A 14,588-nucleotide genomic window follows, 5' to 3' on the forward strand; every position below is an offset into this window, starting at 1 on the left:
TCGTCAGGCCGTTGCGTGGGCGCCCGCGGCATCGATGTCGCGGCCCGTATGGTCGCGCAGCCAGAGCAGGCCGAGCAGCGAAACCACCGTCATCGCCACAAGGTACCAGGCCGGCGCGAGCTTGCTGCCCGTGGCGTTGAGCAGCCAGGTGCTGATGAAGGGCGCGAAGCCGCCGAACAGCGCCACGCCCACGCTGTACACCAGCGACATGCCGCTGGCGCGCACCGCCTTCGGGAACATCTCCGGCAGCATCGTGATGCCGGGCACCGTCTGCACCACCAGGCCGAAGCTGAACACGCCGAGCACGACGAACAGCACCGTCGGCGTGGGCGAGGCGTTGAGCCACAGGAAGCCCGGGTAGATCAGGATCGCCAGTGCGATGCGGCTCCAGACGATGAGCGGCTTGCGGCCCACCACGTCCGACAGCTTGCCGACGAAGGGCGCGAAGGCGAACGAGATCAGCCCGGTGAGCGCGGCGCCGAACAGCGCCACCGACGGCGTGAAGCCGAGCTCGCGCACGGCGTACGTCGGCATGTAGAACGTGACGACATATGCGGCCGTGGTGCCGCCCACCAGCGAAAGAATCGCTGCCAGCACCGTCTTGCCGTGCTGCGTGCAGACGATCTTCAGGCTGCTCTCGCGCGACGCGGCGGCCTCTTCCGGCGAGATGTGCAGCGACTCTTCGAGATGGCGGCGGATGTACATGCCCACCGGCGCGATCAGCATGCCGATGATGAAGGGCACGCGCCAGCCCCAGCTCTGCATCGATTCCGTCGACAGCGTGAAGGTCAGCAGGCCCACCACGACAGCGCCGAGCATCACGCCCAGGCCCTGGCTCGCGAACTGCCAGCTCGCCATGTAGCCGCGGTTGGACGGCGTGGCGTGCTCGACCAGCAGCGTGGTCGAGGCGCCGACTTCGCCGCCGGCCGAGAAGCCCTGGATGAGCCGCGCCAGCACGATGACGACCGGCGCCGCCACGCCGATGGCCGCGTACGTGGGCGTGAAGGCGATCAGCGCGCAGCCCAGCGCCATCAGGAAAATGGTGAGCGTCATGGCCTTCTTGCGGCCCGCGCGGTCGGCATACGCGCCGATCACGATGCCGCCCAGCGGCCGCATGATGAAGCCCACGCCGAAGCTGGCCACCGTCAGCAGCAGCTGTCCGTACGAATTGAAGGTCGGGAAAAACAGTTTGCCGATCACCAGCGCCAGGAAGCCGTAGACGGTGAAGTCGAAGAACTCCAGCCCGTTGCCGATGGTGGTGGCCACGATGGTCTGGCGCCTGCGTGCGGGGCGAGCGAGGGACGAGGACGGCGCGGGCTGCTTGCTTGGGTTGCTCATGGCTCTCCAGTGTTGGCTTTGCTTTTCGAGGATGTCGGTCGAAGGTATCTACGCACTGACCGCGCCGGATGCTAGAGACTCGCTGCTGTCATGAAAAGACAATAATTGGGCGTCAAAGATAACTTTTGGTTGTCATGAAACCCAATCAGTTGCACGCCTTCGTGGCGGTGGTCGAGCAGATGAGCATCCGCGCCGCAGCCCGCGTGCTGGGCATTTCCCAGCCGGCCGTGACGAAGATCGTGCGCGAGCTGGAGCGCGAAGTCGGGGCGCCGCTGGTAGAGCGCAGCGTCAAGGGCGTGCGGCTCACCGAGTTCGGCAAGGCCTTTGCGCCGCGCGCCCGGCTGCTGCTGGCCGACATGCAGCGCGCACGCGACGAGATCGCGCAGATCCGCGACGGGCTCACGGGCAAGGTCTCGCTGGCCGTCAGCACTTCGTTCGCGCTCACGGTGCTGCCGGCTGCATTCAAGGACTTTCACGCGCGTCTGCCGGCGGTCGACGTGCAGTTCAGCGAAACGGTGCTGCCCTGGATGCTGGGGCGCCTGCGAGAGGGCTCGCTCGACTTTGCGGTGGCGCATGTGGTGCCGGGCCGGCTCGATCCGCAGTTCGAGGCGATGGAGCTCTTTCCGGTGAGGCTGGTGGTGGGTCTGCGCGAGCGTCATCCGCTGCGCGCGAGCCGCTCGATCCGCGAGCTCTACAAGGCCGAGTGGATTCTTCCGGGCGACGACCATTTCAGCGGCCGCGAGGCCGTGTCGCCGCTGCTGCCGCTGGGCCTGCCGCCGCCGGCGCGGGTGATCCAGGGGCAATCGGTCACGGTGGCGCTGGCGCTGGTCGGGCAGATGGACCTGGTCGGCCTGTTCGTGGAGCCGCTGGCAACGCTGACCTTCAAGCGCCACGGCATCCGGCGAGTGGAGATCGAGGAAGAGCTGCCCATGCTGAGCGTCAGCGTCATCAAGCGCCGCGGGCAACTGCTGACGCCGGCCGCGCAGCATTTCGTCGAATGCATCCAGCGGGCCTCGGCGGTGGCGATGGGCGGCTAGCTAGAGCGGCGGAAAGCTGACACCGGCGTCGCCGGTCTTCCAGGGCGCGTACTTGTGCATGGCGCGCTCGAACAGGTCCGAGGCGGTCCAGCCGGACAGCCATGCTTGCAGGCGCGGGCAGGGCTGTGCATCGAACCACGCGGGCTCGACCATTGCGAACTGGCGCACGAAGGGCATGACGGCGGCATCGGCCAGCGTGGCGTGCGCGCCAGTCAGGTGGGGCGAAGTCGACAGCCTGGCTTCGAGGTCGCGCAGGAACTGGGCACCGCGCTCGCGCGCGGGTTCGCCGCCATCCGCATGCCGGTCGGGGTACTTGTAGCGGTCGAGCTGGGGCTTGAAGCCGTCGTCGCAGGCGGCGACCAGCGCGAGCATGTCCTGCAGCGTGCCGGTTCCGGGCTGCAGCCAGCGCAGCGGATCGTTGCGCCGCAGGGCCCACAGCATCACGTCGAGGCTCTGCTCCAGCACCGTGCCGTCTTCGGTCAGCAGCACGGGCACCGTGGCCTTGGGCGAGGCCGCCAGCATCTCGGCTGGCTTGTTCTTCAGCACCACCTCGCGCAGCTCGCAGCGCTGGCCGCTCGCAATCAGCGCGAGCCGGGCCCGCATCGCATAGGGGCAACGGCGGAATGAATAGAGAACGGGGAGGGCGGTGGCGGGCATTCGTGTGCGCGGGCGAAGCGGTCGATTTTCGGCGACCGCGGCTGGCTCGCACCCGGGCGGGGTTTTCATCACAATGGACTGCCATGGCCGAACGCCTCTTCCTTCGCCTCGACGACGACCCCTTGCACGGGCCGGAATCTGGCGTGCCTGCGGATACGTTGCGCGCGTTCCCGGTTGGGGCTGCGCTGCGCGGCCACGTCTCGCACATCATGCTGTACCGCGAGACCTTCGCCGAAGGGCACGAGGTGCGCGAACGCGTGCTGCCAGACGGCGCGGTGCGGCTGGTGTTCAACCTCGGCGATGCACCGTCCGCCGGTGAAGGCAAGGGGCTGGCGGTGGAAGCCATAGGCGCTTCGGCCGCGCCTGTGGTGGTGCGCATGCGGCGCAAGGTGGAGGGGCTCTCCGTCACCCTGCGCCCTGGTGCCGCCGCTGCGCTGTTGGGGTTGCCAGTGGGTGAGATCGGCGGCAGCGCCGTGCACCTCGATGCGCTGTGGCAGGGTGAAGGCACCGAGCTGCTGGGGCGCATGGCCGAGGCGTCGGACGATGCAGCGCGGGTGGCGATGCTGCACGCCGTTCTGCAACGCCGGCTTCGCGACAGCAGCGCCGCCGCGGGCAACACAGCCGCTGCCATGCATGCCGCGCAGCTCATCGCCGCATCCCGTGGGCGTCGCTCCTTGCGCGAGGTGGCAACGACCGTCGGCGTTGGCGAACGGCGACTGCAGCAGATCTTCCATGCCCATGTGGGCCTTTCGCCGCGCGCCTGGAGCCGGCTCGCGCGCATGCATGGTTGTCTGCGCGCGCTGCGGCTGCAGTCGTCGCCCGCGTGGGCTGACGTAGCGCTCGACAGCGGCTTCTACGACCAGTCGCACCTGGTCAACGAGTTCCGCGCGCTCTGCGGCGTTACGCCGACGGAGTTCATGGGGCACGCCGTTTCGGGTTCTTCCAAGACGGCGCGTTGAGCGCGCACTATCTTCGTCCGCTCTTGCACAGGCAGATCGAAGGAGCAACCGAACATGCAGAACGAAAACACCCGTCGCCCGTTGAAGGATTGCGTGGCAGTGGTGACTGGCGCGAGTCGAGGAGCAGGGCGCGGCATCGCGCTGGAACTGGGCGCCGCCGGAGCCACGGTGTACGTCACCGGGCGCAGCACGCGCGAACGGCCCGCGCAAACCTACGGCCAGTTGCTGGCCCTGTCTGATATGCAGGCCGTGCCCGGCAGCATCGACGACACCGCAGACGAACTCACCCGCATGGGCGGACACGGCATCGCCGTGCAGTGCGACCACACCCGCGAAGAAGAAGTGGCGGCGCTCATCGCCCGCGTGGAGCGCGAGGCAGGCCGCATCGATCTGCTGGTGAACAACGCCTGGGGTGGCCACGAGACCTTCAATGGCGTGTTCGAAGCACCTTTCTGGGAGCACCCGCTGTCGAACTGGGATTCGATGTTCGACCGCGGCGTGCGCAACCACCTCGTGGCCAGCCGCTGTGCCGCGCCGCTGATGGTGCGACAGAAAAAGGGGCTGATCCTCACCACCACCTTCTGGGACCGCGACCACTATCTGCGCGGCAGCCTCTTCTACGACCTCGCGAAGGCTTCGATGACCCGGCTGGCATTCGGCATGGCGCAAGACCTGCGGTCGCACAACGTCGCCTCCATTGCCGTGTCGCCCGGCTGGATGCGCACGGAGTTCGTGCTGGCCGGCCACAAGACCGATGAGGCGCACTGGCATGAGCGGCCCGCGCTGGCGCGCACCGAGTCGCCGCGCTACCTGGGACGGGCGATCGCGGCGCTGGCCGGCGATGCGCGGGTGATGGACAAGAGCGGCGAGGTACTGCGCGTGGCCGACCTGGCGCGCGAGTACGGCTTTACCGACATCGACGGCAGGCAGGTCGAGGCCTTCGAGATGTAGCGCTACCGGAGCTCCCGCACGTCGATGCGAAAGCGCAGTTCAGGCGTGCCGCCGAGCTCGGGTAGCTTGACGAACTCTTCCACCAGCACGCCGCCGTTGGCGCGGATCACCTGCTGCGAGGCGAGGTTTTCGGGGCTGGTCGTGATGTCGACGTGATCGAGGCCCCTGGTGCGCGCCTCGGGCAGCAGCGCGCGCAGCGCAGCCTTGGCGTAGCCTCGGTTGCCCTTCCACGGGACCACGCCGTAGCCGATGTGGCCAAGGCAGTAGATGGGCAGGGCGTTGGTGCCAGGCTGCCAGCGTAGCTGAATGCTGCCGCAGAACTCGCCGTCCCACATCCAGCGCCGGTAGCCTGGCAGGCGGGGCACGGTGCCTCCGCCGGGCAGCGCGACTGGCGGGCCCTTGGCTTCGGGGTCGACGAGGCTGGCCAGAAAGCGTTCGGGGTCGGCGTGGATCTGCGCCAGTTCTTCCTGGCCGGCTTCGGGCCGCAGGTTGTTGGGCGACCAGCCGCGTTCCAGCGCGGCGATGTAGCCGGCGAGGTGTTCGTGCGAAGGCCAGACGAGTTGCAAGGGCGTGCGGGGTTCGGAGGTCATTTTCCGGATGGTAGGCGAAGGGTCGATGGCGACCGGGGCTCGGCAGTAAAACGCAACAAAGTTGCGTTGATCCATATAATGCAATCCTGTTGCATATATGGAGCCTGCCCAATGGCTGACCGCCTCCCCGTTACCGTTCTCTCCGGCTTTCTCGGCGCCGGCAAGACCACGCTGTTGAACCACATCCTCCACAACCGCGAGGGCCGCCGTGTGGCGGTCATCGTCAACGACATGAGCGAGGTCAACATCGACGCCGCCCTCGTGCGCGACGGCGGCGCCGAGCTCTCGCGCACCGACGAGAAGCTGGTCGAGATGAGCAACGGCTGCATCTGCTGCACGCTGCGCGAAGACCTGCTGGTCGAGGTCAACCGCCTCGCGAAGGAAGGGCGCTTCGATCAGCTGGTGATCGAGTCCACCGGCATTTCAGAGCCGCTGCCCGTGGCCGAGACCTTCACCTTCGCCAGCGAAGACGGCAAGAGCCTGGCCGACGTGGCCCGGCTCGACACCATGGTGACGGTGGTCGACGCCTTCAACTTCCTGCGCGACTACGGCTCGCCCGACAGCCTCGGCCAGCGCGGCCAGTCGCTCGGCGACGAGGACACGCGCACGGTGGTCGACCTGCTGATCGAGCAGATCGAGTTCTGCGACGTACTGGTGGTCAACAAGACCGACCTCGTCACGCCCGAGGAGCGCGAACGGCTCATGGCCATCTTGCGCAGCCTGAACCCGCGCGCCCGCATCGAGGTGTCGGAGTTCGGCCGCGTGGCGCTCGACCGCGTGCTCGACACTGGCCTGTTCGACTTCGAGCAGGCCGAGCAGGCGCCCGGCTGGCTGGCCGAACTGCGCGGCGAGCACGTGCCCGAATCGGAGGAGTACGGCATTCGCAGCTTTGTCTACCGTTCGCGCATTCCGTTTCACCCGATGCGGTTCTGGAAGCTGGTGCAAAGCGAATGGGAAGGAGTGGTGCGCTCCAAGGGCTTCTTCTGGCTTGCAAGTCGCGCCACGCGTGCGGGCTCGTGGTCGCAGGCCGGCGGCGCCTGCCGCTATGGCGCGGCGGGTTTCTGGTGGGCCGCGGTGCCGCGCGAGCACTGGCCGACCGAGCCGGATGCGCTGGAACTGATCCACAAGAACTGGGACTCGGCCACGGGTGACGCGCGGCAGGAACTGGTGCTGATCGGCATCGGCATGGATGAAGACGCGTTGCGCGCCCGGCTCGACGAGTGCCTGCTCACGGAAAACGAGATGCGCTTCGGCGCCTCGTGGTGGCAGAACTTTCCGGATCCGTTCCCTTCGTGGAACGTGTGAGAAAAGCCTAGCGGGCGCAGTCGCCGCAGGTGCCGTGGAGGGTCAGCGCAGTGTGGCGGGTGTCGATGCCCTGCTTGCGCAGCGCACGGCCAAGACGGCCCATCACCTTCGGCAGCTCCGGGTCCGAAGGCAGCGCCAGCACCTTGTGGCACTGGTCGCACTCGAAGGTGTTGCCCGACTCTGCCTCCACATGGCGCGAGAAGCGGTTGACGCGGTCGGGGCCCACGCGGCGGTCGCACAGGCCGGCCTCGACCAGCCGGTCGAGCACGCGGTAGACCGTCACGCGGTCGGGCGTTTCGCCGGTGGCGGTGGTGTAGGCCGAGGCCACCTCCTCGTGCGTCAGGGGTTGCGAGCTGTGTTCGATCAGTTCGAGCACGGTCTGCGCGGCGCGTGTGACGCGCAGGCCGTTGTCGCGCAGCAGCGCTTCGCTGTCGAACGGGGCGGCGCGAGGGGGCTTCGGGTGCGAGGTCGTTGTCTTCATGCGGTCTTCTTGCGAAACGCCATTGTGTTGCATCCCGGGGCGCCTTGGGTAGCGCGGGGCGCAATCGCCCGCCTGGCATGCCAGATAATCGCCGCCATCGAGACACACCACCGGGCGGCACGAACAGCATGGACACAGAGCGGGGCGGCGACGTACTCAGCCATGTGCTTGCGACGTACAAGTCAGAAAGGGCGGTGACTGCGCGGTTTTCGCTCTCTGCTCCCTGGGCGCTGCATTCGACCGGCGTGGCCGGTCCGCTGATCCGCATGTGCACCGGCGCACCCTACTGGATTGCAGTGGACGGCGCCGAGCCGGTGCAGGTGGCGCCGCACGACATCGCGATGCTGCCGCAGGGCGGGGCGCACACCGTGTCGTCCGTGCCGGGGCTCGATGCGATGCCTTTCCGCGAGCTGATCGAGGCGCATTCGATCGGCCGGCACGGCGACCACCCCATCGTGTTCTCGCATGGCGGCGGCGGCCCGGTCACCGAGCTGTTCTCGTTGCACCTGTGGATGCCCGCACAGGGCCTGGGCTCGATCATCGGCAGCCTGCCGTCGCTGATCGTGCTTCGGCAGGCGCAGATTCCCACCACCGCCTCGCTGGCGCAGGCCATGGAATCGCTGGTGAACGAAACCGTGGCCCAGCGCCCGGGCTGGCAGCTGTCGGCGGCGCGCATGGCCGACCTGCTGCTGGTGCACATCCTGTGCGAGCACCTCTATGCCCAGCCGCAGGCGCAGAGCCGGACGGGGCAGGTCGGCAGGCTGCGCGGGCTGGACGACGAAAGCATTGCCCGTGCGATGTCGCTGATGCACGAGCGGCCCGAGCATCCGTGGTCGGTTGCCACGCTGGCGCAGGCCAGCTACCTGTCGCGCACCATCTTCAGCGAGCGCTTTCGCGCGCTCGTGGGCGTCACGCCCATGCATTACCTGGGCTCGTACCGCATGACGCTGGCGGCCGAGAAACTCAAGAACCGGCAGCTGAGCCTGCACCAGGTGGCCGAGGCGGTCGGCTATGCGTCGGAGAAGGCGTTCTCGCGCGCCTTCCAGCGCTGGACGGGCATGACCCCGAGCGCGTACGCCCGCCAGCAGGGCGGACCCGAATCCGACTGAATCTGCCGTCCCGGACGGTCGGTGCCCAAATCCGGCCTGCCGGAGGTTGAGGCGGCGGCGTGCGGGTCGAACAATCGGCGCATGGCAACCCCACGCAAAAGAGTCATTCCCGAAGTGCGCAACCCCGCGCTCGAGCTGTCGCTGGTGAAGCCCATCGCCACCGGCGACAACCAGCAGCGCGCGGCCACCGTGCAAAACACCGATGGTGAGCCACTGGTGGCCTTCGAAGGCAGCAGCAACCCCTACCTGGAGCACCAGCGCAACGACCTGCTGCTGAGCCTGCAGCACATGCGCAGCGAAGGCCACGACGAGATGGTCTTCATGTGCATCACGCACTGCAAGGAGCTGAGCTTCAAGGCCATCCACTACGAGCTGGCCAACATGCAGGCGCGCATCCGGGGCGACGACGTGGCCGGTGCGCTGCAACTGGTGCCGCGCGTGCGCGCGCTGCTCGAATTCCTTGGCAAGACCTGGGACGTGCTCTCGACCATCACGCCGCACGAGTTCAACCAGTTCCGCAACACGCTGGGCATTGCCTCGGGGCAGCAGTCGTACATGTACCGGCATGTTGAATTCATCCTCGGCAACAAGTCGATTCCGCTGGCGCGCGCGCATGCGAACAACCCCGACGTGTGGCCCTACATGGAGCGCGCGCTGAATTCACCGAGCCTGTATGACGACGTGCTGGCGCTGCTGCACCGGCGCGACATCGCCGTGCCCCCCGAGGCGCTGGTGCGCGACTGGTCGGCGCTCTATGTGCCGAACCCGGGCGTCGAGGCGGCGTGGCTGTGGGTGTACGGCGATCCGACGCCGGAGAACGACCTGTACAGGCTGGGCGAGGCGCTGATGGACATCGCCGACGTGTTCTCGCAGTACCGCTGGCGGCATTTCGTGTCGGTCGAGCGCATCCTGGGCTTCAAGCCGGGCACGGGCGGCTCGGCTGGCGTGGGGTGGCTGCGCAGCGTGGTCGATCACCGATTCTTTCCCGAGCTGTGGTCCGTGCGGACGCAGCTGTGAGCACGGCATGACACAGGCAGCAAGGGTATTGATCGTCGGCGCGGGCATCGCGGGCTGCTCGGCCGCCATCTCGTTGGCCGGCAAGGGCTTTCGCGTCACGCTGGTCGAGAAGCAGGCCGAGTGGCGCTTCCAGAGCTCGGGCATCTTCATCTACGGCAACGGGCTCGAGGCGCTGCGCAAGGTCGGTGTTCTGCCCGGCATCCTCGAAGCGGGCTTCGCCATCGAGGACGGCCGCAATGTCTACCTCGACCACCACGGCGAGCCCATCGTCGATGTGTTCTATCCGCGCTCCAGCGGCGGCTCGGCGCCTATCGTGGGCATCAGGCGCGCGGAGATGCACCGTATCCTGGCCGCGCGGCTCGATGCGTTGGGCGTGGAGATACGGCTGGCGACGACGGTCGCGGAGATCGATTCGCCCGGCGGCAGCGATCGCGCGGAGGTCATGTTTTCGGACGGCACGGCACAGCGCTTCGACCTCGTCATTGGCGCAGACGGCATCCGCTCGCAGGTGCGTGAGGCCGTCGCCGGCCCCGTCGCACCGCGCTACACCGGCTTCGGCGTCTGGCGCAGCGTGCACGAGCGGCCGCGTGCGCTGGACGCCAAGATCATGATGATGGGCGTCGGCAAGCGGTTGGGCATCATGCCGATCAGCGACGACAGGCTCTACATCTTCGGCACGGTCGCCGAGCCGGCTGGCCGCTGGTATCCGAAGGAGACCTGGCCAGGGCAGATGCGCGAGCGCTTCGCCGAGTTCGGCGGCCCGGCGCGGCAGTTTCTGGACCAGTTAGGCGCGGATTCCGAAGTGCTCTACACGGCCGTCGAGGAGGTGCACACGCCGCTGCCCTGGCACGCGGGCCGCGTGCTGCTGATCGGCGACGCGGCGCATGCCTCGACGCCCTTCATGGGGCAGGGCGGGGCGATGGCGGTGGAAGACGCGGTGGTGCTGGCCGACATGCTCGCGCGGCACGGCATCGCCGACGCCACGCTGCGCGCCTTCGGCGAACGCCGCTACCCGATGTGCCGCTTCGTGCAAGACGCCTCGCGCAAGGTGGGCGAGGCGGGGGCGATGGAAGATGCCGAGAGCTGCGCGCGGCGCAATGCGGCGATGCGCGAGGGGGCACAGCAGCAGGTCGATGCCTTCTACCGGCAGCTGGGAGAGTTCGGCTCGCTGCATATGCCGGAACCAGCCTAAGCATCTGACAAATGGGTCGTTCGTTTGCGGGCGAGGGCGCGACAGAATCGCGCGCTTTGCCTCCTGCAACCGAAAGTTCGCCATGCGTGCCCATTTCCTGTCGAAGCTGCTCAAGCCGGTCCTTGCCCTGTGGGCCTGCGCTTCGTTGACCGTGGCCGCGCAGGCGCAACCGGCGGCGGCCTACCCGTCGAAGCCCGTGCACATCACGGTCGCGAATACGCCCGGCAGTTCGCCCGACGTGCTGGCGCGCTACCTGGCGCAGCGCCTGTCGGAGCAATGGAAGCAGCCGGTGGTGGTCGACAACCGCGCGGGCGCGGCCGGCATCCTGGCCGCCGATGGGCTGGCCAAGGCGCAGCCCGACGGCTACTCGCTGCTGGTGGGCGCAGACGGGCCCATCACCATCCTCCCCAACATCCAGGCCGGATTGCCCTATGACGCCCGGCGCGACCTGGTGCCGGTGGTGTCGCTCGGGCAGATCGACTTCGTGCTGGTCGCCAACCCGAAGACCGGCTTCCACACGGTGGCCGACTTCATTCGCGCGGCCAAGGCGCATCCTGGGCGCATCAACTACGCCTCGGCCGGCAACGGCAGCCCGCAGCAGCTGAGCATGGAGCTGCTGAAGCAGAAGGCCGGCATCTACGTCACGCACATCCCGTACCGTGGTGGCCCGCTGGGCATGCAGGACGTGATCGCGGGGCAGGTCGACGTGATGTTCATCGCGGTCGGCCCCGCGCTGCCGCACATCCGCAGCGGCCGGCTGGTGGCGCTGGGCACCAGCGGCGAGAGGCGCCATGCGCTGCTGCCCGAAGTGCCGACCGTGGGCGAAAGCTATGCGGGCTACCGCTCGGGCACGTGGTTCGGGCTGTTCGCGCCGGCGCGAACGCCGCAGCCGGTACTCGACGCCATCGCGGCGGAGGCGGGGCGCATCGTGCAGGCTCCGGCCGCCCGTGCAGAACTCGCGGTGCAGGGCATCGAGGCCACGGGCCATCCGCAACGGCAGTTCCAGACGCAGGTGGCGGCCGAATACGAGCGCTATGCGCAGATCGTGAAGGCCGTGGGCATCAAGACCGAGTAACAGACAGTCAGACAGTCGCCTGCCCGGGCAACCGCACGGTGGCACATCGCAACGATGTGCAAGTCAGCCAACCGGCCGTTTCCGTGCCTTGGGCGGGCCCCGGATGCGCTAAGGTGCGGTCATCCGCGTTCCTGAATACCTTTGCCCGACCATGTCCCGTCCTCCCATCGAGATCGAAACCGCCCCCAACCCCACCGCCACGGTGATCGTGATGCACGGCCTCGGCGCCGACGGCAACGACTTCGTGCCCATTGCCAACGAGCTCGAGCTCTCGGCCGTGGGCCCGGTGCGCTTCGTGTTCCCCAATGCGCCGGTCATGCCCGTGACCATCAACGGCGGCTACCAGATGCCGGCCTGGTACGACATCGCCTTGCCCGACCTGGCAGCGCAGGAAGACGAGGCCGGACTGCGCCGCTCGCAGGCGACCATCGAGGCGATCATCGCCAGTGAAAAAGCCCGCGGCATCGCCGCCGAGCGCATCGTGGTGGCCGGCTTCTCGCAGGGCTGCGCGATGGCGCTCATGACCGGCCTGCGCCACACCGAGCGGCTGGCCGGCATCGTCGGCCTCTCCGGCTACCTGCCGATCGCGGCCACCACGGCGGCCGAACGCCACGCGGCCAACCACGAAACGCCCGTGTTCCTCGCCCATGGCCGGCAAGACCCCGTGGTGCCCCTTGCCGCGGCGATGCGCTCGCGCGACGCGCTGGCCGCCTTGGGCTATACCGTCGAGTGGCACGAATACACGATGGCGCACTCGGTGTGCATGGAAGAAATCGCCGATCTGAACCGCTTCCTGCTGCGGGTGCTCGGCTGAACTTCGTCGAAGGAGACAAGAAAATGATCCTGGTCATCGGACACGCCCTGGCAAAGCCCGACACCCTGCAGGCCATGCTCGCCATCAGCACCGAGCACGTGCTGCGCTCGCGCACCGAAGCCGGCTGCATTTCGCATGAAGTCACGACCGACGTGCAGGACCCGCTGCGACTGACCTTCGTGGAGCGCTGGAGCGACATGGCCGCGCTGCAGACGCACTTTCGCGTGGACGCCTCGCGCGCCTTCGGCAAGGCGCTGGCGGCCATGGCCGACGGCACGCCGGAGATACACGTCTACCAGTCGGACGAGATCGACCTGTCGGCGGGCCGCGCCAAGGCCTGAAATTCACCAGCCATCGGGGCCGTTCACTGGCGCGTCGTCTATGCAGATAGCTATCAAAAACATAGCGAACCACAGGGTAGCCTGCCTCGGGATTCCCTGCACGAGCAATGCCCGCGTGCCCGTGCTACCTTCCAGCCCCTCAGAAGATTGATGGGTCATAACAATATGAGCAACAGATTGCTGGAGAGGTTGGGTGCACTTTCAGCCGCACGCCTCCAGGGCATGCGACGTGGCATCGAGAAGGAAAGCCTGCGCGCTCTGCCGGACGGCAAGCTCGCGCTGACGCCGCATCCCGTGGCCCTGGGCTCCGCGCTCACGCATCCGCACATCACGACCGACTTCAGCGAATCGCAGCTCGAACTCATCACGGGCGTGCACGCGAACGTCGAATCGGCGCTCGAAGAGCTCACGCGGGTGCACCAGTTCACCTACCGCGTGCTCGACGGCCTGGGCGACGAGCGCCTGTGGGTGTCGAGCATGCCCTGCGGCCTGCCGACCGACGAGACCATTCCGATCGGCCGCTACGGCTCGTCGAACGTGGGCCGCGCCAAGAGCGTCTACCGCATGGGCCTGAGCCACCGCTATGGCCGCCGCATGCAGACCATCTCGGGCATTCACTACAACTGGTCGCTGCCCGACGTGTCGAGCGAACAGTATTTCGCGCTGATCCGCAATTTCCGCCGCCAGGCCTTCCTGCTGCTGTACCTGTTCGGCGCCTCGCCGGCCCTGTGTTCGAGCTTCGTGGCGGGCCGCCCGCACGAGCTGCAGCCGCTGGGCGACGGCAGCATGTTCATGCCGCACGGCACCTCGCTGCGCATGGGCCGCCTGGGCTACCAGAGCGACGCGCAGGCCTCGCTGGCCGTGAGCTACAACAGCCTCGACGGCTACGGCGCCTCGCTGCAGGACGCGCTCACGCGCCCGTGGCCGGCCTACGAATCCATTGGCATCCGCAACCTCGGCGGCGACTACAACCAGCTGGGCACCAGCCTGCTGCAGATCGAGAACGAGTTCTACGGCACCATCCGCCCCAAGCGCGTCATCAACCCCGGCGAGCGCCCGCTGCACGCGCTGCGCGAACGCGGCGTGGAATACGTCGAAGTGCGCCTGATGGACCTCGACCCCTTCGAGACCGTCGGCATCAACGCGCAGACCATGCGCTTCATCGACGTGTTCCTGCTGCACTGCCTGCTGAGCGACAGCCCCGACGACACGCCGCAGGAAATCGCCGACCTCGCCCACAACCAGCACCTCACGGCCGCGCGCGGCCGCGAGCCGGGCCTGAAGCTGCAGCGCGACGGACGCGAAGTGGCGCTGGCCGACTGGGGCCTGGAGCTGGTCGAGCAGTGCCTGCCCATTGCCGCCGCGCTCGACGCGGCGCAGGGTGGCACGGCGCATGCCGACGCAGTGCGCGCCGCGAGGGCCGCGCTGCAGAACCCCGACAGCCTGCCCTCCGCCCGCGTGCTCGCGGCCATCGAGAAAGACCACGGCAACTCCTTCATCGGCTTCGTGCGTGCCCAGTCCGAGCAGACCCGCGCCGCACTGCTGGGCCTGCCGTTCTCGGCCGCGCAGCAGGCCGAGTTCGAGCAGATGACTGCCGAGTCGATCCAGGAGCAGAAGCGCATCGAGGCGGCCGACACCATGCCCTTCGAGATCTACCGCGAGCAGTACGTCTCGCCCGCGCGGCTGGGCATGGCGCGCGGCCGCATGGCGGTCGCTGCCTGA

Annotated in this window: 15 protein-coding genes; 11 read left to right on the forward strand and 4 right to left on the reverse strand. The window is 68.0% G+C overall.

Translation table 11 applies throughout. The features are described 5' to 3' along the window. Positions 1-3 precede the first annotated feature (3 nt). Complete coding sequence (locus AC07O3_RS32180; protein WP_495341271.1) at positions 4-1,338, reverse strand: MFS transporter; 1,335 nt, start codon at positions 1,336-1,338, stop codon at positions 4-6. Positions 1,339-1,472: 134 nt separating this feature from the next. Here AC07O3_RS32180 and AC07O3_RS32185 point away from each other — a divergent pair, with 134 nt between their 5' ends. Further along, positions 1,473-2,375 (forward strand): LysR family transcriptional regulator, encoded by a 903-nt coding sequence (locus tag AC07O3_RS32185; protein ID WP_093059122.1) that lies wholly within the window; start codon positions 1,473-1,475, stop codon positions 2,373-2,375. Here AC07O3_RS32185 and AC07O3_RS32190 read toward each other — a convergent pair whose 3' ends face one another. Continuing rightward, positions 2,376-3,032, reverse strand: coding sequence for a glutathione S-transferase (locus AC07O3_RS32190; protein WP_495341272.1), 657 nt, complete (start codon positions 3,030-3,032; stop codon positions 2,376-2,378). A gap of 83 nt (positions 3,033-3,115) precedes the next feature. On the opposite strand from AC07O3_RS32190, the gene AC07O3_RS32195 reads away from it, so the two are divergent. Further along, on the forward strand, positions 3,116-3,991 hold the full coding sequence (locus AC07O3_RS32195) for a helix-turn-helix domain-containing protein (protein WP_495341273.1): 876 nt from the start codon (positions 3,116-3,118) through the stop codon (positions 3,989-3,991). A gap of 54 nt (positions 3,992-4,045) precedes the next feature. Next, the gene (locus AC07O3_RS32200) at positions 4,046-4,942 is read left to right on the forward strand and encodes an SDR family NAD(P)-dependent oxidoreductase (protein ID WP_093177813.1); all 897 of its coding nucleotides are present in this window, start codon (positions 4,046-4,048) and stop codon (positions 4,940-4,942) included. 2 nt (positions 4,943-4,944) lie between these two features. Here AC07O3_RS32200 and AC07O3_RS32205 read toward each other — a convergent pair whose 3' ends face one another. Further along, positions 4,945-5,532 carry a GNAT family N-acetyltransferase gene (locus tag AC07O3_RS32205; RefSeq protein WP_093059126.1) on the reverse strand — a complete coding sequence of 196 codons (588 nt, stop codon included), beginning with the start codon at positions 5,530-5,532 and terminating at the stop codon, positions 4,945-4,947. 111 nt (positions 5,533-5,643) lie between these two features. Here AC07O3_RS32205 and zigA point away from each other — a divergent pair, with 111 nt between their 5' ends. Next, positions 5,644-6,837, forward strand: coding sequence for a zinc metallochaperone GTPase ZigA (gene zigA, locus AC07O3_RS32210; RefSeq protein ID WP_495341274.1), 1,194 nt, complete (start codon positions 5,644-5,646; stop codon positions 6,835-6,837). A gap of 7 nt (positions 6,838-6,844) precedes the next feature. Here zigA and AC07O3_RS32215 read toward each other — a convergent pair whose 3' ends face one another. Then, positions 6,845-7,318 (reverse strand): Fur family transcriptional regulator, encoded by a 474-nt coding sequence (locus tag AC07O3_RS32215; protein ID WP_495341275.1) that lies wholly within the window; start codon positions 7,316-7,318, stop codon positions 6,845-6,847. Positions 7,319-7,446: 128 nt separating this feature from the next. On the opposite strand from AC07O3_RS32215, the gene AC07O3_RS32220 reads away from it, so the two are divergent. The 7 genes from AC07O3_RS32220 to gshA all read left to right on the forward strand — a co-directional run bounded on the left by AC07O3_RS32220 (position 7,447) and on the right by gshA (position 14,588). Beyond that, positions 7,447-8,427 carry an AraC family transcriptional regulator gene (locus AC07O3_RS32220; RefSeq protein ID WP_495341276.1) on the forward strand — a complete coding sequence of 327 codons (981 nt, stop codon included), beginning with the start codon at positions 7,447-7,449 and terminating at the stop codon, positions 8,425-8,427. 81 nt (positions 8,428-8,508) lie between these two features. Next, positions 8,509-9,444 carry a tryptophan 2,3-dioxygenase gene (locus tag AC07O3_RS32225; RefSeq protein WP_495341277.1) on the forward strand — a complete coding sequence of 312 codons (936 nt, stop codon included), beginning with the start codon at positions 8,509-8,511 and terminating at the stop codon, positions 9,442-9,444. 7 nt (positions 9,445-9,451) lie between these two features. Further along, positions 9,452-10,636, forward strand: coding sequence for an FAD-dependent oxidoreductase (locus AC07O3_RS32230; RefSeq protein ID WP_489017095.1), 1,185 nt, complete (start codon positions 9,452-9,454; stop codon positions 10,634-10,636). 82 nt (positions 10,637-10,718) lie between these two features. Continuing rightward, entirely contained in the window at positions 10,719-11,711 is a 993-nt protein-coding gene (locus tag AC07O3_RS32235) for a Bug family tripartite tricarboxylate transporter substrate binding protein (RefSeq protein ID WP_495341278.1), read from the forward strand. Positions 11,712-11,862: 151 nt separating this feature from the next. Further along, positions 11,863-12,525 (forward strand): alpha/beta hydrolase, encoded by a 663-nt coding sequence (locus AC07O3_RS32240; protein ID WP_093059132.1) that lies wholly within the window; start codon positions 11,863-11,865, stop codon positions 12,523-12,525. A gap of 23 nt (positions 12,526-12,548) precedes the next feature. Then, positions 12,549-12,866 carry a putative quinol monooxygenase gene (locus AC07O3_RS32245; RefSeq protein WP_093059133.1) on the forward strand — a complete coding sequence of 106 codons (318 nt, stop codon included), beginning with the start codon at positions 12,549-12,551 and terminating at the stop codon, positions 12,864-12,866. Between the two features lie 165 nt (positions 12,867-13,031). Continuing rightward, complete coding sequence (gshA, locus tag AC07O3_RS32250) at positions 13,032-14,588, forward strand: glutamate--cysteine ligase (RefSeq protein ID WP_093177803.1); 1,557 nt, start codon at positions 13,032-13,034, stop codon at positions 14,586-14,588.

This window comes from Variovorax sp. GW821-FHT09D05 (assembly GCF_059416325.1).

What these genes read in the sequence shown, in the direction of transcription:
- gshA (WP_093177803.1), top strand. Translation starts at nt 13,032, where the DNA reads ATGAGCAACAGATTGCTGGAGAGGTTGGGTGCACTTTCAGCCGCACGC.
- AC07O3_RS32230 (WP_489017095.1), top strand. Translation starts at nt 9,452, where the DNA reads ATGACACAGGCAGCAAGGGTATTGATCGTCGGCGCGGGCATCGCGGGC.
- AC07O3_RS32205 (WP_093059126.1), bottom strand. Translation starts at nt 5,532, where the DNA reads ATGACCTCCGAACCCCGCACGCCCTTGCAACTCGTCTGGCCTTCGCAC.
- AC07O3_RS32235 (WP_495341278.1), top strand. Translation starts at nt 10,719, where the DNA reads ATGCGTGCCCATTTCCTGTCGAAGCTGCTCAAGCCGGTCCTTGCCCTG.
- AC07O3_RS32225 (WP_495341277.1), top strand. Translation starts at nt 8,509, where the DNA reads ATGGCAACCCCACGCAAAAGAGTCATTCCCGAAGTGCGCAACCCCGCG.
- AC07O3_RS32180 (WP_495341271.1), bottom strand. Translation starts at nt 1,338, where the DNA reads ATGAGCAACCCAAGCAAGCAGCCCGCGCCGTCCTCGTCCCTCGCTCGC.
- AC07O3_RS32245 (WP_093059133.1), top strand. Translation starts at nt 12,549, where the DNA reads ATGATCCTGGTCATCGGACACGCCCTGGCAAAGCCCGACACCCTGCAG.
- AC07O3_RS32185 (WP_093059122.1), top strand. Translation starts at nt 1,473, where the DNA reads ATGAAACCCAATCAGTTGCACGCCTTCGTGGCGGTGGTCGAGCAGATG.
- AC07O3_RS32220 (WP_495341276.1), top strand. Translation starts at nt 7,447, where the DNA reads ATGGACACAGAGCGGGGCGGCGACGTACTCAGCCATGTGCTTGCGACG.
- AC07O3_RS32200 (WP_093177813.1), top strand. Translation starts at nt 4,046, where the DNA reads ATGCAGAACGAAAACACCCGTCGCCCGTTGAAGGATTGCGTGGCAGTG.
- zigA (WP_495341274.1), top strand. Translation starts at nt 5,644, where the DNA reads ATGGCTGACCGCCTCCCCGTTACCGTTCTCTCCGGCTTTCTCGGCGCC.
- AC07O3_RS32195 (WP_495341273.1), top strand. Translation starts at nt 3,116, where the DNA reads ATGGCCGAACGCCTCTTCCTTCGCCTCGACGACGACCCCTTGCACGGG.
- AC07O3_RS32190 (WP_495341272.1), bottom strand. Translation starts at nt 3,032, where the DNA reads ATGCCCGCCACCGCCCTCCCCGTTCTCTATTCATTCCGCCGTTGCCCC.
- AC07O3_RS32215 (WP_495341275.1), bottom strand. Translation starts at nt 7,318, where the DNA reads ATGAAGACAACGACCTCGCACCCGAAGCCCCCTCGCGCCGCCCCGTTC.
- AC07O3_RS32240 (WP_093059132.1), top strand. Translation starts at nt 11,863, where the DNA reads ATGTCCCGTCCTCCCATCGAGATCGAAACCGCCCCCAACCCCACCGCC.